Here is a 19390-nt window from a genome sequence, read left to right as displayed (position 1 = left end):
TCCCGAAGGAGCCTGCCATGAATCGAAGAACCCTGTCGGCCGCGTTCCTGTTCATCGGGTCCCTCCATGCGATGGCCGCGGCGGGCCCGCGCGCCTTCACATACTCCGTCGTGGCCAGGGACCCCGCCACCGGGGAACTGGGCGTGGCGGTGCAATCCCACTGGTTTTCCGTGGGATCGGTGGTCCCCTGGGCGGAGGCGGGTGTGGGCGCCGTGGCCACACAGTCCTTCGTGGAGCCCTCCTACGGCCCATTGGGCCTCGCCCTGATGAGGGCGGGCAAGCCCGCGCCCGAAGCGCTCAAGGCCCTGCTGGCTGGGGACTCGGGGGCGGCCGTGCGCCAGGTGGCCATGGTGGACGCGCGCGGGGGCGTGGCCGCCCACACGGGAGCAAACTGCATTCCCGCGGCGGGACATGTGACGGGGCCCCAGTTTTCCGTCCAGGCCAACCTCATGGAGAGCCCCCTCGTGTGGCCCGCCATGGCCAAGGCCTTCGAGGCGTCCAAGGGAGACCTCGCCGAGCGAATGCTCGCGGCCTTGGAGGCGGCCCAGGGCGCGGGGGGAGACATCCGCGGCATGCAGTCGGCCGCCCTTCTCGTGGTCAAGGGAACGTCCACGGGTCGGCCCTGGTCCGACACGGTCTTCAACCTGCGCGTTGAGGATTCCCCAGAGCCCCTGACGGAGCTGAAAAGGCTCATCAGGCTGCAGCGGGCTTACAACCACGCTTCGGCGGGGGACGAGCACGCCGCCGCGGGCAAGATGGACCAGGCCCTTAAGGAGTACGGGGAGGCGGCGCGCCTGGCGCCGGAGGTGCTGGAACTACCCTATTGGGAGGCCGTGGCCCTCGCCTCCAACGGCCGGCTGGAAGAAGCCCTTCCCATCTTCCGGGACGTTTTCGCGAAGGAGCCCCAGTGGGCGGACCTCACCCCGCGTCTTCCCTCGGTCGGCCTCCTTCCCGACGATCCGGAGCTTCTGAGGAAAATCCTCTCCCAGGTGGAGCCCTAGCGGTCGGGACCGGGAAGCCGGGCACCGGTGAACCGGGGAACCCATCCAGGAACGGGAGCCCGCGAAAGAAACGGGGCTCGTCTGGAGGATCTGTGCAGGCCCCTGAGCTGAATCGCCGTCCGCCGCAGGCGGATGGCGGCGTCCCGGCGCCGTTGGGCCAGATGCGCGAAAGGCGAGCGGGCGGACTCCGACTCGTACTTGAGTACGTGGAGCGTGTCCGCCCGCGAAGCCTGACAAAGCAGATGGTCCGACGCCGCCGGCGCACCCATTAGGAGTGGGGGGGAGGCACACTTAAACCCTGCCAGGCAGGCCGGCCCGCCCGAAGGGCGGCCGGGCGGGTGAGGCGCCGGGAAGAAAGGCGCAAGGAGGACCTCCTGATAGCCTTCCCACGATGCCCTCCGAAGACGCCTTCGGGAGGAGTGCAAAAGAGGGGTTGCCTTTCGGACCGGCGCCTCTTGCCCGGAGCCAAGCGCAGCAGGCGCTTGGGCGGCCTGCCCCACCCTTCGAGATGCACAGATTCTCAGCAGGAGCCATAAATAGAACCGGGCGGTCCGGACGCGCCCCTTGACACCTCCGGGGCGGGGGCGTAAACTGTATATCTGAGTAGTTGCTCAGGTATAGAGGGGGCCAACATGGTTTCGGTTTCCCAGAAGAAAGAGGCGGTGCGAACCAGGCACCAAGCTTACAGCGACCGGACCTACAACGCCATGGCGGAGACCTTCCGGGCCCTGGCCGACCCCACCCGCACCCGCATCGTGCACATCCTCTCCTCGGGGGAACTGTCCGTCAACGAGATCGCCGAACACCTCTCGGTGAGTCCATCGGCCGTATCCCACCAGCTACGGATGCTCCGGCAGTTGGGGCTCGTCCGCTTCCGGAGGGACGCGCAGCAGGCCATCTACGCCCTGGACGACCCCCATGTGGCCATCCTCTTTCAAGAGGCCTTCGAGCACGTCAACGACTTCGTGCAGGAAGGGCGGAAGAGGCGCGAATGGCTCTGAAGGCGGCGCCCGGACCCGGAGACGGCCGGCCCGATGGGGATCGTCGGGCGACGCCGTCGACCCTGTTCTTGGTGGGAAGCCCCAACGTGGGCAAGAGCGTCCTGTTCGGGGCGTTGACGGGCTCCTACGCGGTCGTCTCCAACTATCCCGGTACGACCGTGGAAGTCTCCAGGGGGACCGCGGACCTGGAAGGCCGGCGGTGCGAGGTGGTGGATACCCCGGGCATGTATTCCCTGCGTCCCATCACCGAGGAAGAGCGCGTGGCGCGCGATATCCTGCTGCAGTCCGACGGGCTCATCGTGCACGTCCTGGACGCCAAGAACCTGCCGCGGATGCTTCCCCTGACCCTGGAACTCGCCCTGCTCGGGAGGCCCCTCGTCCTGGTCCTCAATCTCATGGACGAGGCCAGGAAGAGAGGGATTCGGGTGGACGCCGCACGGCTCTCGGAGGCCCTGGGCATCCCGGTGGTGGAAATGGTCGCCACCCGGGGCGAGGGTCTGGAAGCGCTCCGGCGCGTTCTGTCCCGTCCCCCCAACCCACCGAACGCCCCGCACGTGGCCTTTCCAAGGCGCCTGGAGGCGGCCCTGGCCCTGCTCGAGCCCCACGCCGGCCGCTTCTGGGCCCTCCGCCATCTGGAGGGGGATCCCGCGGCGGAGGAGGCGGCCCCCGTTCCGCCCGGCCTGGTGGAGGAGGCGCTTCGGCATCTGGAGGGGCGCGCGTCGCGCCGGTCGCTGGAGGCGCAGATCGCCGGGGGCTTTTCGGTGGCGGCCAGGGCGATTCTCGAGGGAGCGTACCGAAAGGAGGGCCCCGGACATTCGGTCCTGCAGGACCGGCTGGACGGCCTCCTCCTGAATCCCTGGACGGGCTTCCCCATCCTATGCGTCGTGCTGTACCTGGGGCTCTACCGGTTTGTGGGCGTCTTCGGGGGAGGTACCCTCGTGGGCTTCCTCGAGGGTACGGTCTTCGGCGAATGGATCAATCCGCTCCTGGAGCGTGCGTTCGCGTCCCTCGTGCCCGCCGACTGGCTCCGCTCGCTCTTCGTGGGCGAATTCGGCCTCTTTACGCTGGGGCTCCGCTACGCGGCGGCCATCATCCTCCCGGTGGTGGGGACCTTCTTCCTGGCATTCTCGGTCCTGGAGGACACGGGCTACCTCCCGCGCCTGGCCATGATGCTGGACCGCGTGTTCAAGGGGATCGGCCTGAACGGTCGGGCGGTCATCCCGCTGGTCCTCGGCTTCGGGTGCGACACCATGGCGACGATGGTGACGCGGATTCTGGAAACCCGCCGGGAGCGGGTCATCGCGACCTTCCTCCTGGCCCTCTCCATTCCCTGTTCGGCCCAGATCGGGGTGCTTCTCGGCCTCTTGTCCGCCCATCCGAAGGCTCTGCTCCTGTGGGCCGCCATCGTTCTGTCCGTTTTTCTGACCGCTGGGACCCTCATGGCCCGTTTCCTGCCGGGGGAGCGGCCTTCCTTCTTCATGGAACTTCCGCCCCTTCGGTGGCCCTCCTTCAAGAACGTGTGGTCCAAGACCGCGAGCCGGATGGGATGGTATTTTCTCGAGATCGTCCCCCTCTTCCTGGTGGCCTCGCTTCTCATCTGGCTGGGGACGGTGACAGGGTTCTTCCCCCTCCTCGTCGCGGCCCTGGAGCCCGTGGTGGGGTTCCTCGGACTGCCGCCCCAGGCGGCCACCGCGTTTCTCTTCGGGTTCTTCCGCAGGGACTACGGCGCGGCGGGCCTGTACGATCTCCAATCCGCCGGCGGGTTGACGGGAGCGCAACTTCTCGTCGCGACGGTGGTCCTCACTCTCTTCCTCCCTTGCATCGCCCAGTTCCTCGTGATGCGGAAGGAGCGGGGGTGGCCCGCCACCCTGGCCATGTCCGCGACCATCCTGGTGGCGGCCTTCTCCGTGGGGTGGCTTCTCAAGACCGGCCTGAGCTTGTGGGGGGTGGTCCTTTGATGCGGTGCGGCCTCTGCGGGCGTGAGTTTGAACCGGACAGTGCGCAGGACGCTTGCCGGGCGTGCGCCCTCGTCTCCGCCGGGTGCGGCAAGGCGCGGTGCCCGCACTGCGGATACGAGAACCAGCGTCCCCTCCGGGACGCCTGGAGCGCCATCAGGGAGCGCTGGAGGGGTCTGATCCATGGTTCATCAAACTGAAATCACCGAAGCGGAACAGGAACTTCTGGAACAGCTCTGGCAGCACCAGGAGGAAGGAGCCGCCCTCGACCCTTCGGCGCGCTCCCAGGTGACCGACCTCGGTTTCTCGGAGCGAGGGTGGGTGAGTGCGGACGGGGCAGCCCTCACGCCGGTGGGGCTGGACCTCGCCCGCAGGGCCATCCGAAGGCACCGCCTGGCCGAGAGACTCCTGGCGGACCTCATGGGGGAAAGGCAGGAAAACGCCGAGGAGGATGCCTGTCGCCTGGAACACTCCCTGGTGGAGGGGCTCGCCGAGAAGGTCTGCACCTTCCTCGGCCACCCCCGCGTGTGTCCCCACGGAAACCGCATCCCCGAAGGACCTTGCTGCCGGGCCGCTCGCTCCAGCGTGGATCCCGTGGTGGCGCCCCTGCATGCCCTGAAGGCCGGGGAGTCGGGGGTCATCGCCTACCTGGCCACCCCCCACGGGGAAGATCTTCAGAAGTTCCTGTCCATGGGCATCCACCCGGGGGACGGCATCCAACTCGTCCGGAAGACCCCTTCCATCGTCTTCCGGAGCGGCGAATCCCAGTTCGCCGTGGACCGGGACCTCGCCTCCCAGGTGTACGTCAGGCGTCTTTAGGGCGCGCCTGCGGGCGAATCAACGGGCCGCTTCCAGGACCTTCTCCAGGACGGAAGCCACGTGGTCCGCGAAAGGCTCGAGCCCCTCGCGACCGGTGAGCCCCATGAGGGCGTGGGGGGAGATGGCCCCCAAGAGAATCCCGTCTCCGTCCTTGCGGACGATCACGTTGCAGGGAAGGAGCAGGCCGATGTTGGGCTCGGCCGAGAGGGCCTGGTGCGCCACGGGCGCGTTGCAGGCGCCGAGGATCATGTACGGGGGGAACTCCACGCCGAGCTTCTTCTTCATCGTGGCTTGCACGTCGATTTCCCAAAGGACGCCGAAGCCGTTTGCTCCCAGGGCCTCCCTGAGGGCCTCCAGAGCATCCTCGAAGGTCTTGGTGGAGCGAACGTAGATTCCATAGGTCTGTTTCGTGGCCATGCGGTCCTCCCACGGGCGCCGACTCGCCGCCTCCCCTTCAGAGATGCAACCTTGGGCGCTCTGTAACCCGAAGAGGCGAAGGGCGAACCGGGGGGTCAGCCTCCCTCTTGAAGGACGACTCCCAGGGATTTCCCCATCACCTTGAAGGTGCTCTGGACCTTTCCGGTCACCCGCTTCTTCTGGCCCTCGGCGGGAAGCGCGCCCCGAGTCACCACGGTGATTTCACCGGTGGCGTCCCTCAGGACGTAGAACCCCTGGTCCATGAAGGGCAGCTTCGTGGCCGAAAGCACCTCCCCCCTCACGGTCACCGTGTGGTTCTCAAAGCGCCCGGGCTCCCGGACGATGTCGCCGATTCGGGTAGGAAGGAGAGCGCAGGCCGTGGCGAGGAGCCACGCCGAAGAGAGAAGAGCGGCCCCGGAAACAAGCATCGCTTTCCGCATCGTTGCCTCCACCGCGGCATTGTAGCCCCGGTCCGGAGCCGTTACAAAAAAGGGGGGGCGAGGGCCGGAAGATCCAGAACCGAGGAGGCGGCATGGGATTCCGTGACACGGACGACCGGAGGCATTAGAATGAAAGTGGATCATCCCGCCGGACGGGATCCGCAAGGCCCCGCGGCACGAGAGGGCGTGGGAATCGCGCTCCATGCCGCACGGTGGTCTGGAGGTGGCCATGCATCGGTTCAGGTTGACCTGGCTCGCGGTGGCGTTCGCCCTGGTTCTGGGAATGCCCTTCTCCTGGGCGGACGAACCCAACCAGGGCGCGGGTTCCCGCACATCGCTCACGCCCGTTGTGGGCCGGGCTCAAAAGTTCGCCGTGTCCCCGCCCCTGAGAGACCTCGCCCCTCCGCCCCCCCGGGCCTTCAACCCCGAGGCCGAATCCAGGCAGGGTCCCGAGAACCCCCCGCTGCCCAAGCAGAAGAATCCCGGCGCCTCCCACCTGCCCGCCGCTCCGGATGCGGTGGTCCAGTCCTGGCCCGGCCTCGGCTCCATGCCCGCGCCCTCCAAACAGTGGGAGGGGATCAGCAACCTCAACGGCGTCTACCCGCCCGACACCGAAGGCGACGTGGGACCGAACCACTACATCCAGTGGGTGAACCTGTCCCTCCAGATCTGGGACAAGAACGGGACCTCCCTCTTCGGCCCCGTGGACGGCAACACGATCTGGGCCTCCCTGGGAGGCGCCTGCGCCACCAACAACGACGGGGACCCCATCGTTCTCTATGACGCCCTGGCGGACCGGTGGCTCATCAGCCAGTTCGTGGTTCCGGGGCCCTACTATCAGGCCATCGCCGTGTCGGCCACGAGCGACCCGCTCGGTTCCTGGTATCTCTACTGCTTCCAGCTCAGCACGACCAAGATGAACGACTACCCCAAGTTCGGCGTGTGGCCCGACGGCTACTACATGACGATCAACCAGTTCGTCAACGCCAGCTCCTGGGGCGGCGCCGGGGTGGTGGTCTTCGACAGGGAGAAGATGCTGGCCGGGGACCCCTCGGCCACCTTCCAGTACTTCGATATCGGGGCGGTCAACCTCAACTACGGCGGCATGCTCCCGTCCCACATGGAATCCACGTGGAACGCCCCCCTTGCGGGAACGCCGAACTACATCATGGAGGTGGACGACGGGACCTGGATCCCCGGGTATTCCAACGACGCCCTGCGCATCTGGGAATGCCGCGTGGATTGGGACACGCCGGCCAACTCCACGCTGGGCCTGGCCTCCTTCGAGCCCAACCAGATCCTCGACGTGACTCCCTTCACGGTCCTGTGCCCCTCCACCCGGGACTGCATCCCCCAGCCGGGGACCTCGGTGGGGCTGGACGAAATCGGAGACCGCCTGATGTACCGGCTCAACTACCGGAACAAGGGCTCCTACGAATCGGCGGTCGTGAACATGACCGTGGACGCGGGCAGCGGCCGGGCCGGCGTGCGCTGGTTCGAGCTGCGGCGCTTTGGCGGCTCGTGGAGCGTCCACCAGGAGGGCACCTTTGCCCCCGCCGACACGGAACACCGCTGGATGGGCAGCGCCGCCATGGACCACATGGGCAACCTGGCCGTGGGCTACAGCGTCTCCTCGGGGTCCGTGTATCCCTCGATCCGCTATGCGGGGAGGCTATCGGGCGATCCGCCCGGGGAGTTGACCCAGGGAGAATCTTCCCTCATGGTCGGCGGGCCGGGAGTCCAAACGGGCGGCTCCTACCGCTGGGGGGACTACAGCACCCTGAGCATCGACCCCACGGACGATTGCACCTTCTGGTACACCCAGGAGTACATCGGAGCCACCACGGCCTCGGCGCCGTGGCTCACGAGGGTCGGCGCCTTCAAGTTCCCCAACTGCACGACGGGTCCGGAGGGGACGCTTCAGGGCACCGTGTCGAGTTCCGCCTCGGGACTGCCGATTCCCGGCGCCAGGGTCACGGCCACTTCGGCCAGCACCACCGTCCAGGTGACCACGAACGGAAACGGGACGTACAGCATGACCCTTCCCGTGGGCACGTACACGGTGACGGTGAGCGGGTGGGGGTTCGTGACCCAGACGGCCAACGGGGTCACCGTGACCGAGTCGGCGGTGACGATCCAGAATTTCTCGCTGTCTTCATCCCCGCTCCACCAAGTTTCCATCTGGGTTCTGGACACCAACACCTCTTGGCCCCTCTACGCCTCGCTCACCGTCAGCGGCTACCCCTACGGCGCGATTTGGACGGACCCGGTGACGGGAACGTGCACCCTCCAGCTCCCCGCCGGTGCGAGTTACGACATCACCGTATCGGCGTATGTCCCCGGCTACCAGACTTACCAGGCCACCGTGGGTCCCATCACGGGCGACGTGAACATGAGCTTCCACCTGACGCCCAACGGGACCACGTGCAACGCACCCGGCTACAGTCTGAGCAACGGGACGGTCTTTTTCTCCGAGGGCTTCGAGAGCGCCACGCCGCCGGGCCTGCCCTCCGGTTGGGCCCAGACGGACGTGAGCGGCACCTCGGGGAACTGGGCGACCTCCGCCTCCACCGTCCACCCCTCGGGGGTCTCCCCCCACGGCGGCTCCCGTCTGGCCTACTTCAATTCCTACACGGCCGCGTCCGGCAGCGACACGCGCCTGTACCGGACCAGCGGCGTCAACCTGACCGGCTCCCCGGCGGCCGCGGCGATCTTCTGGATGTACCACGACACCGGGTATTCTGGATCCATGGACCGGGTCCAGGTCCAGGCCTCCACCGACGGCGGATCCACGTGGCAGAGCGTAGGGTCCGCCGTCCCCCGCTACGACGGGACCACGGGCTGGAAACAGCACGTGGTGGTCCTGTCGGGGATCACGGGTCCCCTCTCGGACGTGCGGATCGGGCTCCTCGGGGTCAGCCAGTACGGCAACGACGTCCACATCGATGACCTCCAGGTGACCTCCGGGTGCGGAGAGCCCTCGACGGGCGGCCTCGTGGTGGGGAACGTCTACGACGCCAACACGGGGATCGCCCTCACCGGGGCCTCGGTGGCCAATCTCGACAGCGGCGCCTCGACGGCGGCCGCGGCGACCGCCGACCCCAACGTGGACGACGCCTTCTACTGCCTCTATTCGGACGGGAACGACGCCATCCAGGCCTCCAAAGGCTCGAGCTACGCCTCCTCCACCCAGACGCCGGCCGTGGCCGCCGGTACGACCGTCGAACAGAATTTCAACCTCGCCGCCGGCCAGCTCTCCGCCTCACCCTCGCCCATCGACGTGTCCCTCTCCCCGGGCGGGAGCACGACCCGGACCCTCACTCTCTCGAACTCAGGCGAGCGGACCGTGAACTTCTCCATCCTCGAGTCGGAACAGGCGCCTGCCCCTCCGGCTCTTCCCGCCCGGACGCCCTACAAGCTCAAGCAGCAGCTTTACTGGGATCCCTCCGAAACGGCCCCCCAGGACCGCCTCGGCGAACTTCCGAACACCTGGACCACCGGAACGCCCATCCCGACCGGGGCGCGGTACCGCTCCGCCGGCACCACTCCGGATGGGCGCTACCTCTACGTTTTCGGTGGGGCGGACGCCTCGGGTACGGTGCTCAACGAGAGCTGGAGGTACGACTCCTTCACGGACTCCTGGCACCAGCTCGCCGACATGCCCGTGGCCCTCACGAACATGGAGGCCACGGCCATCGGGACCAAGATCTACCTCGTGGGCGGCTACACGGGGAGCGCCCACACCAACCACTTCCTGATCTACGACATCCCCGGCGACTCCTGGACGGCCAGCACATGGCCCAACGCGCGAACGCCCATGACCGCTGCGGCGGGAGGGATGCTCTACGCCTTCGGCGGCAACCCAGGGCCGAGTTCCGAAACCTGGAAGTACGATCCCGGCACCACTTCCTGGACGGGGCCCTTGGCGGCCCTTCCCACGGCGACCACGTACGGCGCCGCGGTGACCGTCCAGGGCCACGTCTTCGTCGTGGGAGGTTCCAGCGGCATCGACACCGTGAGTGACGTCCAGCGCTACGACCCCGTTTCCAACACGTGGGACGTCTCCGGTCCCGCCTTGCCCCAGGGCCGGATGAGTCCCCAGGCCGCCTGGTACGGCAGCGGACTCTACGTTTCCAGCGGGGGCGGTTTGGGCGGCGACATCTGGAACCCCTACCCCGAGACGTACAAGCTCGACACGTCGGCCTGGCCCGCCGGGTCCTGGGTTTTCCAGGGGGAGAGCGTCCCCACACCCGTAGTGGGGGCCGCGTGCGACTGCGTGAACGATGGTCTTGTGACGGCCGGTGGGTCCGGCGCAACGGCCACGGTCGATTTCCTGCAGCGCCTGGACGACGGCGCCGCCTGCAGCGAATCTCCGGACGTTTCCTGGTTGAGCGCCTCCCCGACCTCGGGGACCGTCGCCGCCCTGGGCACCACTCCCGTCACCGTGACCCTCGACGCGTCGGCTCTCGGAAATGGCACGTACCACGGGTGGCTCCTGGTTTCGGGGGACACCCCCTATCCCGCCATCACTGTCCCGGTGAATCTGACCGTTGGATACGGCGCGGTGGTCGCCACGGCGGGAGCCTCCGCCACGACCGGCAGCGCACCTCTCACCGTTTCCTTCACCGGATCCGCCTCCGGAGGGGACGGCGGGCCCTACACCTACGACTGGAATTTCGGCGACGGGACCGCCCACTCCAACCTGCAGAATCCCAGCCATACCTACTCCACGTCGGGCACCTTCCCCGTGACCCTGACAGCCACGGACGGCCATTCCAATTCCGGTGTGGACAGCCACCTGTCCATCACGGTGACGAGCCCGCCGCCCACCCTCACGGGCGTAAGCCCCGCAAAGGGCTCCACCCTCGGAGGGACGGCGGTGACCCTCACGGGCACGAACTTCGCGGCGGGCGCCTCGGTGACCTTCGGGGGAACCGCCGCCACCGGCGTGACCCTCGTGAATTCCACGACGATCACGTGCACCGCACCGGCCCACGCGGAAGGGGCCGTGGACGTCACGGTGACCGTTCCCGGGAAACCCTCGGCCACTTTGGCCGGGGCCTTTGCCTATGTGACGCCCGCTTCGATTTCTTCGATTTCGGCCAAGTCGGGGCCGTTCCGTCTCATCATCCTGGGCTCCAACTTCCACAATCCTTGCACGGTCAAGGTGAACGGGGTGACCCGCGGCACGGTGACGTGGAAGAGCGCCACGAAGATCGTGGCCAAGGGAGCGGACCTCAAGAGCGCGTGCCCGAAGGGAACAACGGTCCAGATCGCGGTCGCCAACACGGACGACGGAGTGGATTCGGCGCCGTACAGTTTCACTCGGTAGGATTCGTCGTTCGAGACCCATTGGGGGCGGGCTTTCGGGCCCGCCCCTTGACGTGGAGCCTGAGCAGTGATACACATTGGCTCTTTCGAGGTCGAATCATGAGCGCCAGACCCTCCGTCCTATTCACCCACCTCCATCATCACGGGACGGGTGCGACCGGAGGGCGCGCGGCCGCGTAGTGCGCGGTATCTCGCGTGAGCAGGGCCCTCCGGAAACGGAGGGCCTTTTTTATTGGCTGGAGGTTCGGATGAAGGCGCGGAAGCGGATGCGGAGAATCCGGCTCGAGAAGGAATCTGACCTGGCCCGCGTGGAGGTCTTTCTGGAGAGGAGAAGGCAGGAGAATCCAGGCGTGCAGGGGCGCGTTCGACGCACCCTCTCGTCCGTCAGGCGCCTGGGCGATGCGGCCCTCGTGGAGGCCGTTCGCGCCTTCGACTGGCCCGCCTGCCCGGGAGCCCAGGCACTGAAAGTGGGGGAGGAAGTCCTCGACCGGGCCTGGAGGGCGTGTCCGGCCCCGGTAAGATCGGCCCTTGCGCGCGGCGCGGCGTCGATCCGGGACTTCCACGCGGCTCAACGGATTCGGGGAATGCGCATTCGAAAACGGGGGATGCGGGCGGGTCTTCGCCCCTTTCCCCTGGAAAGCGTGGGCCTCTACGTACCCGGCGGACGCGCCTCCTATCCCTCCACCCTCCTCATGCTGGCCATTCCCGCCCAACTAGCCGGAGTGGGGCGAATCGCCGTCGCCACGCCGGCCGGCCCCTCGAGCGTCCCCGACGGGGCGGTGCTCGCCGCGGCCCACCTGCTCGGCCTCTCGGAGGTGTACGCCCTGGGCGGGGCCGCCGCCGTGGGGGCCTTCGCCTTCGGGACCCAGACCGTGCCCCGGGTGGACAAGATCCTCGGTCCGGGGAACGCCTACGTGGCCGAAGCGAAGAGGCAGGTCTTCGGCCGCGTGGGAATCGACGCCGTGGCCGGCCCGACGGAACTCGTGATCCTCTCGGACGGGACCGCCCCTCCCTCGTGGATCGCGGCGGACTTGCTGGCTCAGGCCGAGCACGACGTCCTCGCCTCGGCGGTCCTGATCACGACGGACCCACTGGAAGGCGATCGGGTGGAGGCCGAGATGGAGCGGCTCCTCGACCGCTCGCCGAGGGGGAAGATTCAGCGAGAGAGCCTGAAGCACATGGGGACTATCCTCACGTGCGCCGGCCGCTCTCTCGCATGCGCCGCCGCCCGGATCCTGGCTCCCGAACACCTCAGCGTCATGGCCGGGAGTCCCCGGGCATGGGCCGCGCGGGTGCCCACGGCGGCGGCCGTCTTTCTGGGCCCCTATTCTCCCGAGGCCGCCGGGGACTACGGGGCTGGGCCCAACCACAGCCTTCCCACGGGGGGGACGGCCCGCTTTTCCTCCCCGGTGACCTTGTGGGATTTCGTGAGGTACCAGTCCTTTCTGGAGATGGACGCGGGGGCCCTTCGAGGGGCCGCGCCGTGGATGGAGCGTTTGGCCAGGTCGGAAGGACTCCATGGCCACGCCGAATCGCTGTCCGCCCGGAGGTCGCCGTGAACGCCTTCCGGCCCGAGGTCCTGGCCCTGCGCGCCTACTTCATGGAGGAGCCGCCTCTACCGGTGAAGGCGAACCAGAACGAGTCCCCGTGGGACTGGCCCGAGGAACTCAAGCGCGAGGCGCTGGAACGACTCGCCGCCACCCCCTTCCACCGCTACCCCGCCTTTCGGGGATCGCGTCTCGCCTCCCTCTTGTGCGAGAGGTGGGGTCTGCCCGAAGGTTCTTGCCTGTTGGGAAACGGGTCCAACGAGCTTCTCGCCGCCCTCTTTACCGCCTGCCTCGGAGAAGGCCGCTCGGGCCTGATTCCTTCGCCCTCCTTCTCCCTTTACAGGCAGCTCATCCTCCTCGCCCGGGGGGAGGTTCGGGAGGTGGCCCTTTCGGAGAACATGGACTACGACCTCGACCCATGGGTCCAGGCTCTCGAGGATTTCTCTCCAGCCGTCGCGCTCGTGGGGTCTCCCAACAACCCCACCGGCTCGCTCCTGCCCAGGTCGGGTCTGGAGCGCCTTCTGGAGGCCGCTCCGGGGATCGTCGCGGTGGACGAGGCGTACGGGGAGTTCTCGATGGAACCTTCGGCGGCCTCCCTCCTCCCCGGAAGGGATAACTTGGTGGTCCTGCGGACCTTCTCGAAGGCGTGGGGGAGCGCCGCCCTTCGGTTGGGCTACCTGCTCGCCTCACCGGCGGTCGCGGAACAGGTCGCGAAGGCCCTCCTGCCCTACAACGTCAGCCCCCTCGCCCTGACCCTGGGGGAAGCCGCCCTCACACGGAGGGAGATCTTCGAGGGACGGGTGAGGGATCTCCTTCGCTCCCGCGCCGAACTCTCTGAGCGTCTCGGCAGGATCGAGGGCCTGAGGGTCTATGCCTCGGAGGCCAACTTCATCCTGGTCCGTCTGGAGAGATGGGAGGCCGCGGAGGTGCATTCGGCCCTCAAGGCCCGAGGGGTTCTGGTCCGGGACGTCTCCGCCCACCCCGCCCTGCGCGGATGCCTCCGGATCTCCGTAGGGACACCGGCGGAGAACGACGCCGTCCTCGAGGCCCTGAAGGAGGTGGTTTCGTGAACCGGCCTCCCTTCGACGCCCTGATCCTCGACATGGACGGCGTCCTCCTCGACACGTCGGGGTCCTTTCCCGTGGCGGTGCTCGCTTCGGCGCGGAAGAACGCGCTGGAGCCCGGTCTGGGAGCCGGCTGGACGGAGAAGGACCTGGAGCCCCTCCGTCTCGCGGGCGGCTTCAACAACGACTGGGACGCGGCGACGGCGCTGGCCCTTCTCGGCCCAGCGACCGGGCCGGGCCCCGGCTGGGAGGCCCTCTGCGCGAGGCTGGCGGAGAGGGGAGGCGGCCCGGCCTCCGTCCGGGAACTCGCCGGGGAGAGCTCGTGGGACGAGGTGTACCCGAGGGTACGAAGAACCGTCCAGCTCCTGTACGCCGGACCCCGCGCAGGGGATCTGTACGGCCTGACGCCCACGGAATCACGGGGACTTTGGGAGCATGAGGTCCCCCTGATCGCGGCGAGAGAACTGGAATCCACGGGCCTGCCCTTCGGGGTCCTGACGGGCCGGTCCCCCGAGGAGGCCCGGCTGGGGCTCTTCCGCCTGGGCCTGACTCTGGACCCCAGCCTGCTCGTGGCCGATTCGGAGCCCCGGTTTCGCAAGCCGTGCCCCGACGGTGTCCTGGAGCTTGCCTTCCGCATGGGGTCGGTCCGTCCCCTGGTGGTTGGGGACACGGTGGACGACCTGCGTGCCGCCCTCTCCTCCCGTGCCCGGGGGCTGGACGCGGCCTTCGCCGGAATCGCCCCGGCGGGAAGCGCCCGCGAGGCCCGGTTTCGTGCGGGCGGGGCGTACCGGGTGGCGGCGTCCCTGAGAGAGTTGTTCGTCCTGATTTGCGGTGGAAGGTCTTGCGGGAAGGAGGCCGGGTCGTGACGAGAGCGAGAGCGAAGATCGTGCGGGAGACGAGGGAGACGAGGCTCGAAGTCGGCCTGAGCCTGCGCGGAGGCCCCGTGGCCGTGGAAACGGGGGTGGGGTTTCTGGACCACATGCTGGAAACCCTCGCCGTCCACGGGGACTTCGGCCTCTCCCTTCGCGCCAGGGGAGACCTCCACGTCGATGCGCACCACTGCGTGGAGGACGTGTCCATCTCCCTGGGCCGGGCCTTGGACGAGGCCCTGGGCCGGCGGGAAGGGTTGGCGCGTTTCGGATGGGCCTACGCCCCCCTCGACGAGGCCCTCGCCCGGGCCGTGGTGGACCTCGCCCGGCGTCCTGGCTGCACCTTCACGAGCCCGCCCCTGCCCGAGAGAATCGGGGACTTTCCGGGCGACATGGCGGCGCACTTCTTCCGGTCCCTCTCCTCCGAAGGCCGGTTCACGCTCCATCTCGACGTCCTGCGCGCGGAGAACGGCCACCATGCCCTCGAGTCGGCCTTCAAGGCCCTCGCCATGGCCCTCCGCCAGGCCTGTTCTCCGGTGCCCCAAAAGGTCCGAAGCACCAAGGGGGTTCTATGAAAGTCTGCGTCGTGGATTCGGGCACGGGAAACCTCCGATCCCTGGGAAACGCCCTCACCCTCCTGGGGGTCTCGCACGAAACGCGGACCGAGCCTCGGGGGCCGTCGCCGGACGTGATCCTCCTTCCGGGAGTGGGCTCCTTCGGCCACGCCATGGGGCGGCTCGACGCCTCCGGCTGGGCGTCCTTCCTCCGCGAGTGGGCGAGCGAGGGCGGCGCGATCGTGGGGATCTGCCTCGGCCTCCAGCTCCTTTTCGAGGGCTCCGAGGAGAGCCCCGGCGTTCAGGGGCTCGGGCTGTTCGCCGGGGGCGTGCGGCGCCTGTGCTCCCGGATGGCCAAGGTGCCTCACATAGGATGGGCGAAGCTGGAAGGGGCGCAGGAGGGCTCTCCCGAAGCCCGGCTGGAGTGGGCCTACTTCGTTCATTCCTACGCGGCGAAACCCGTAGACGCGCGCGACGTTCCGGCCTGGGCCCGACACGGGGAGGTCTTCCCGGCCGCCGTGCGGCGCGGGCGGGTCGCCGGCGTCCAGTTCCACCCCGAGAAATCCCATCGCGCCGGGGTCGCCTACCTCGGAGCGCTTCTCCGAGAGGTGGCGCGGTGAGTCCGGCGCAGGGGTCTCTCCGAAATGGCGGGCGGCCCTTTCTCGCCTGGGCGGCCGTGGACGTCCTGTCGGGACGCGCCGTCCGCTTGCGGCGTGGGCAGGAGGGGGACGTCACCGATTACGGGTCCGCCGAGGAGTGGGTGGACCGGTGGGCCGAGGCCGGGCTGATCCGCCTGCACCTGGTGGATCTGGGCGCCGCCTTCGGTCGGGAGCCGTCCCTCGTCCCCATCGTTCGCCGCGCGGCCAGGGCATTCCCTCAAGTCGCCCTCCAGGCGGGCGGTGGAATCCGCGGCGCGGCCTCGGCCCTGTCCCTGGCCGAGGCCGGGGCGGCCCGCGTCGTCGTCGGGACCCTGCTCTTCGACCGACCCGCGGAAGCGGCGGCGGTGTCGGATGCCCTCGGGACGCGCGCCGTGGCGGCCCTCGACTCGCGGGGCGGCCGGGTCCGAGTGGCCGGGTGGAGGCGGGACGCGGGCGAAGACGTGGGGCGGGCCGCGCGCCTCGCCAGCGACCTGGGGTACTCGGAGGCCCTGGTGACGGACATCGAGCGGGACGGCACCGGCGAGGGTCCCAACCACGCCCTCTACGCCTCCCTCTCCGATTGCGGGTTGTCGATCCTGGCGTCGGGGGGAGTGCGCCAGGCCCAGGATCTGGAGGCGCTCGCGTCCATGGGGCACCTCTGCGGCGCCGTGGTGGGCCGCGCCCTTTACGAAGGAATGGTCCGGGTCGAGGACATGAAGGAGACCTGGCGATGAAACGGGTCATACCGTGCCTGGACGTGGACTCCCGGGGAGTCGTGAAGGGCCTCCGGTTCCAAGGCCTTCGGCGCGTCGGCGATCCGGTGGAGCTGGCTTCCCGGTACGACGCCCAGGGCGCCGACGAACTCGTCTTTCTGGACGTGGGCGCCACCCTCGAGGGCAGGCGCCCCCTCCTCCACGTCCTGGAGAAAGTGTCGGAGAGGGTCTTTCTCCCCATCACGGCGGGGGGAGGGGTCCGGAGCGCCGAAGACGTGGCGGACTTGCTGAGGGCGGGGGCGGACAAAGTCGCCGTCAACACCGCCGCCCTGGACGATCCCTCGTTGCTTTCCAAGGCCTCCGAGCGCTTCGGCCGCCAGTGCGTCGTTCTGGCCATGGACGTTAGGAGGAGGAGCGGGGGGGGATGGGAGGTGATGGCGGCGGCGGGGTCGCGCCGAACGGGTCGGGATGCCCTCGAGTGGGCCGAGCTCGCCGAGCGGCTCGGGGCCGGGGAACTCCTAATCACCAGCATGGACGCCGACGGGACCCGGGGCGGGTTCGACACGGACCTCTACCGAGCCCTCGCCGGGTTCACCCGCCTTCCCGTCGTCGCGTCGGGAGGCGCGGGGGCGCCTGCCCATTTTCTCGAAGCGTTGGAAGCGGGGGCCGACGCGGTCCTCGCGGCGTCGGTTTTCCATGAGGGAAGCCTGACGATCCCCGCCTTGAAAGGCTTTCTCTCCGGCAGAGGCCAGGAGGTCCGCCCATGAGTCCCGATTTCGAGAGAAACGCGCTTCTTCCCGCGGTGGTTCAGGATGCCCGGACCGGGCAGGTGCGCATGCTGGGGTACATGGACCGTGAGGCCTTCGAGGCGACGAGGCTCACGGGCCTTCTCCACCTCCACTCCCGTTCGCGGGACCGGCTATGGAAGAAGGGGGAGACCTCGGGGAACCTCCACGAGGTGTCGGCGGTCTCGGCGGATTGCGACGGAGATTGCCTCCTCGTCGCCGTGGTCCCCAAGGGACCCACCTGCCACACCGGCGCGTCCACGTGCTTCAACGAGAGGCTCTGGGGCGGCGCGCCTTCTGGGGGGGTCTTGGAGCGGCTGGAAGAGACCATCGCGGCACGGAAAGGGAACCTCCCGCAGGGGTCCCGGACCGCCGCCCTCTTTCGGGCAGGCACGCCCCGGATCGCAAGGAAGGTCGGAGAAGAGGCCGTGGAGACCGTCGTGGCGGCTCTCTCGGAGAGCCGTGAGAGGGTCGTGGAGGAGTCGGCGGATCTCCTTTACCACCTCCTGGTGCTCTGGGCGGACCGGGGTGTGTCGCTGGCAGAGGTGCTCGGCGCCCTGGCGGCGCGAGAGGGAGGCTCCCCGTGATCGCCGCCGGAGGGCTGAGCGCCGGGCTGTGGATGGAGCCCACGAAGAGACTCCGGGAAGTGGAAGGGGCGCTCATGGAGCTTTGGCGGAGCCGCGGCTTCTCCGAGGTCGTTCCTCCGCTCTTGGTCCCGGAAGCCGCCGCGCGGAGGGCATCTCCCGAGGCCCTCAACTCGCGGATCCTCCCGGTCAGGTCGGAAGGAGCCGGACCTCTGGCCCTCCGTGCGGACTTCACATCGGGGGTCGCCTGGATGGTGTCCCGCCGCGTGGAACGCCTGGACGGTCCACTGCGGCTCTGCTACTCGGGGGTTGTGGTCCGCCGGCCCCGAGGAGACGGAAGTGCCGGACTCGAGATCCTCCAGTCCGGGTGCGAGCGGGTATCGGGCTCACCCGGTCCGGAGGGCGACGAGGAAATCCTGGCCCTGGCCGCGGAAAGCCTCTTGTCCTTCGACTTGAAAGGCGCCGTCTTGGAGTTGGGCCACTGGGGGTTGGTGGGTCCGCTCCTCGAGTCCGTGGCCTGGCCCGCCGAGGGCAAGGAGGCACTGGGTCGGGCGTTGAACGCGAAGAGCCTTTCCGCCCTTGGCGGACTCGAAGACCGGTACGGAGCCACGGCCGAGTCCCGCGCCTTGAGACGGTTGCTCCACGTGGGAGATCGGCCCGGGGAGGTGGAGTCCCTCCGCCCGGACCTCCAGGCCCTCGGGGCGTGGGAGATTTGGCTCGAACTGAGAAACCAGGGCGCGCGGCTGGAGGCCCTTTTCCCCGGCCTGACCCTGCGCCTGGACCCCGCCGATGTGCGTCACTGGGATTACTACACGGGACTCACCTTCAAGGCGTTTCGTCCGGGTCACCCGTCCGCGGTCCTCTCGGGAGGCCGCTACGACGGGCTGTATCCGGCTCTGGGACGCTCCTTCGGCGCCATCGGTTTCGCCGTGGATCTGAGCGGGATTGGCCCTGCCGGCCAAGCTCGCGGCGGGGCCGTGCGATGAAGGCCGACCGGAGATTCCGATAGGCGCTTTCGAAAACGAAGTCTGGAAGGAGAAGGCCGTGCCCAGAATCGCCTTGACCAAGGGAAGAATCCTCGAACCCGCCCTGAACTGGCTCTGCAGCCGGGGTTTCCAACGCCCAGACCTGGGAGCTCGGGCCCTTCTCCTCCCGCTCGGTCCGGGCTGGGAGGTCGTGCTGCTCAAGGGCCCGGACGTGCCGGTGTTCGTCCAGAACGGCGCGGCCGACTTGGGGATCGTCGGTTCGGACGTCCTCGAGGAGCAGAGCCCCGACGTGTACGACCTCAAGGCCCTCGGTTTCGGGACCTGCCGCCTGTCCCTGGCCGGACCCCATGGAGAGGACCCGCCCCGCGAAGGCCCTCTCCGAGTGGCGACCAAGTACCCGCGCACGGTGGAGCGGATCTTCGGCGAAAGCGGGGAGTGGGTCCGGATCATTCGCCTCCTTTCCTCCGCCGAGCTGGCGCCGGCCCTGGGGCTCTCGGATGTCATCGTCGATGTGGTGGACACGGGCCGAACCCTGAGGGAAAACGGGCTTGTCGAGAGGCGGGTGTTGAGGTCCGTGGAGTCCCACCTGGTGGCCAACAGGGGGGCCTACCGATTCCTCCGAGAGAGATGGTGGGAAGACGAAGGGGCGTAAGGGTCCCCGTGAACTCAAGCCCGCGGGTCGGTTG

At 68.6% G+C, this 19390-nt stretch carries 17 protein-coding genes; 15 read left to right on the top strand and 2 right to left on the bottom strand.

All coding sequences use genetic code 11. The features are described from left to right. Positions 1-17: 17 nt before the first annotated feature. From AB1824_02580 to AB1824_02565, 4 genes are all read left to right on the top strand, one after another. Entirely contained in the window at positions 18-1001 is a 984-nt protein-coding gene (locus AB1824_02580; protein MEW5763839.1) for a DUF1028 domain-containing protein, read from the top strand. Between the two features lie 632 nt (positions 1002-1633). Next, positions 1634-2002: a metalloregulator ArsR/SmtB family transcription factor gene (locus AB1824_02575; GenBank protein MEW5763838.1), complete on the top strand. Its 369-nt coding sequence runs from the start codon at positions 1634-1636 to the stop codon at positions 2000-2002. After that, positions 1993-3960 carry a ferrous iron transport protein B gene (gene feoB / locus AB1824_02570; GenBank protein ID MEW5763837.1) on the top strand — a complete coding sequence of 656 codons (1968 nt, stop codon included), beginning with the start codon at positions 1993-1995 and terminating at the stop codon, positions 3958-3960. The genes AB1824_02575 and feoB overlap by 10 nt, the downstream gene beginning before the upstream one ends. Before the next feature lie 180 nt (positions 3961-4140). After that, complete coding sequence (locus AB1824_02565) at positions 4141-4776, top strand: metal-dependent transcriptional regulator (protein MEW5763836.1); 636 nt, start codon at positions 4141-4143, stop codon at positions 4774-4776. Positions 4777-4794: 18 nt separating this feature from the next. Here the strand turns inward: AB1824_02565 and AB1824_02560 are convergent, their stop codons facing one another. Together AB1824_02560 and AB1824_02555 are read right to left on the bottom strand one after the other, a co-directional pair. Further along, the gene (locus AB1824_02560) at positions 4795-5193 is read right to left on the bottom strand and encodes a DUF302 domain-containing protein (protein ID MEW5763835.1); all 399 of its coding nucleotides are present in this window, start codon (positions 5191-5193) and stop codon (positions 4795-4797) included. Positions 5194-5288: 95 nt separating this feature from the next. Beyond that, the gene (locus tag AB1824_02555; GenBank protein ID MEW5763834.1) at positions 5289-5633 is read right to left on the bottom strand and encodes a hypothetical protein; all 345 of its coding nucleotides are present in this window, start codon (positions 5631-5633) and stop codon (positions 5289-5291) included. Positions 5634-5862: 229 nt separating this feature from the next. On the opposite strand from AB1824_02555, the gene AB1824_02550 reads away from it, so the two are divergent. From AB1824_02550 to hisG, 11 genes are all read left to right on the top strand, one after another. Next, the gene (locus AB1824_02550) at positions 5863-10965 is read left to right on the top strand and encodes a kelch repeat-containing protein (protein MEW5763833.1); all 5103 of its coding nucleotides are present in this window, start codon (positions 5863-5865) and stop codon (positions 10963-10965) included. Positions 10966-11212: 247 nt separating this feature from the next. Continuing rightward, on the top strand, positions 11213-12523 hold the full coding sequence (gene hisD / locus AB1824_02545; GenBank protein ID MEW5763832.1) for a histidinol dehydrogenase: 1311 nt from the start codon (positions 11213-11215) through the stop codon (positions 12521-12523). Next, complete coding sequence (gene hisC, locus AB1824_02540; GenBank protein ID MEW5763831.1) at positions 12520-13581, top strand: histidinol-phosphate transaminase; 1062 nt, start codon at positions 12520-12522, stop codon at positions 13579-13581. Before hisD ends, hisC begins: the two co-directional genes overlap by 4 nt. Further along, positions 13578-14441, top strand: a complete 864-nt coding sequence (locus AB1824_02535) for an HAD-IA family hydrolase (GenBank protein MEW5763830.1) — start codon at positions 13578-13580, stop codon at positions 14439-14441. The genes hisC and AB1824_02535 overlap by 4 nt, the downstream gene beginning before the upstream one ends. Beyond that, positions 14438-15019, top strand: a complete 582-nt coding sequence (locus tag AB1824_02530; protein ID MEW5763829.1) for an imidazoleglycerol-phosphate dehydratase — start codon at positions 14438-14440, stop codon at positions 15017-15019. Before AB1824_02535 ends, AB1824_02530 begins: the two co-directional genes overlap by 4 nt. Further along, on the top strand, positions 15016-15618 hold the full coding sequence (hisH, locus tag AB1824_02525; protein ID MEW5763828.1) for an imidazole glycerol phosphate synthase subunit HisH: 603 nt from the start codon (positions 15016-15018) through the stop codon (positions 15616-15618). Before AB1824_02530 ends, hisH begins: the two co-directional genes overlap by 4 nt. Then, a complete protein-coding gene (locus AB1824_02520; protein ID MEW5763827.1) occupies positions 15615-16370 on the top strand; it encodes a HisA/HisF-related TIM barrel protein in 756 nt (251 codons plus the stop codon). The genes hisH and AB1824_02520 overlap by 4 nt, the downstream gene beginning before the upstream one ends. Then, the gene (gene hisF / locus AB1824_02515; protein MEW5763826.1) at positions 16367-17116 is read left to right on the top strand and encodes an imidazole glycerol phosphate synthase subunit HisF; all 750 of its coding nucleotides are present in this window, start codon (positions 16367-16369) and stop codon (positions 17114-17116) included. The genes AB1824_02520 and hisF overlap by 4 nt, the downstream gene beginning before the upstream one ends. Then, positions 17113-17721: a bifunctional phosphoribosyl-AMP cyclohydrolase/phosphoribosyl-ATP diphosphatase HisIE gene (gene hisIE, locus AB1824_02510; protein ID MEW5763825.1), complete on the top strand. Its 609-nt coding sequence runs from the start codon at positions 17113-17115 to the stop codon at positions 17719-17721. Before hisF ends, hisIE begins: the two co-directional genes overlap by 4 nt. Next, positions 17718-18704 carry an ATP phosphoribosyltransferase regulatory subunit gene (locus AB1824_02505; GenBank protein ID MEW5763824.1) on the top strand — a complete coding sequence of 329 codons (987 nt, stop codon included), beginning with the start codon at positions 17718-17720 and terminating at the stop codon, positions 18702-18704. The genes hisIE and AB1824_02505 overlap by 4 nt, the downstream gene beginning before the upstream one ends. Positions 18705-18762: 58 nt before the next feature. Continuing rightward, the gene (gene hisG / locus AB1824_02500; protein MEW5763823.1) at positions 18763-19356 is read left to right on the top strand and encodes an ATP phosphoribosyltransferase; all 594 of its coding nucleotides are present in this window, start codon (positions 18763-18765) and stop codon (positions 19354-19356) included. Positions 19357-19390: the final 34 nt, after the last annotated feature.

This window comes from Acidobacteriota bacterium (genome assembly GCA_040752915.1).
Taxonomy (GTDB): domain Bacteria; phylum Acidobacteriota; class UBA4820; order UBA4820; family DSQY01; genus JBFLVU01.
The sequence above is the reverse complement of the archived record's forward strand: the minus strand, read 5'-3'. Positions and strand labels throughout refer to the sequence as shown.

Coding starts and splice junctions, on each gene's coding strand:
- AB1824_02580 (MEW5763839.1), top strand. CDS start 18: ATGAATCGAAGAACCCTGTCGGCCGCGTTCCTGTTCATCGGGTCCCTC.
- AB1824_02575 (MEW5763838.1), top strand. CDS start 1,634: ATGGTTTCGGTTTCCCAGAAGAAAGAGGCGGTGCGAACCAGGCACCAA.
- feoB (MEW5763837.1), top strand. CDS start 1,993: ATGGCTCTGAAGGCGGCGCCCGGACCCGGAGACGGCCGGCCCGATGGG.
- AB1824_02565 (MEW5763836.1), top strand. CDS start 4,141: ATGGTTCATCAAACTGAAATCACCGAAGCGGAACAGGAACTTCTGGAA.
- AB1824_02560 (MEW5763835.1), bottom strand. CDS start 5,193: ATGGCCACGAAACAGACCTATGGAATCTACGTTCGCTCCACCAAGACC.
- AB1824_02555 (MEW5763834.1), bottom strand. CDS start 5,633: ATGCGGAAAGCGATGCTTGTTTCCGGGGCCGCTCTTCTCTCTTCGGCG.
- AB1824_02550 (MEW5763833.1), top strand. CDS start 5,863: ATGCATCGGTTCAGGTTGACCTGGCTCGCGGTGGCGTTCGCCCTGGTT.
- hisD (MEW5763832.1), top strand. CDS start 11,213: ATGAAGGCGCGGAAGCGGATGCGGAGAATCCGGCTCGAGAAGGAATCT.
- hisH (MEW5763828.1), top strand. CDS start 15,016: ATGAAAGTCTGCGTCGTGGATTCGGGCACGGGAAACCTCCGATCCCTG.
- hisF (MEW5763826.1), top strand. CDS start 16,367: ATGAAACGGGTCATACCGTGCCTGGACGTGGACTCCCGGGGAGTCGTG.
- hisIE (MEW5763825.1), top strand. CDS start 17,113: ATGAGTCCCGATTTCGAGAGAAACGCGCTTCTTCCCGCGGTGGTTCAG.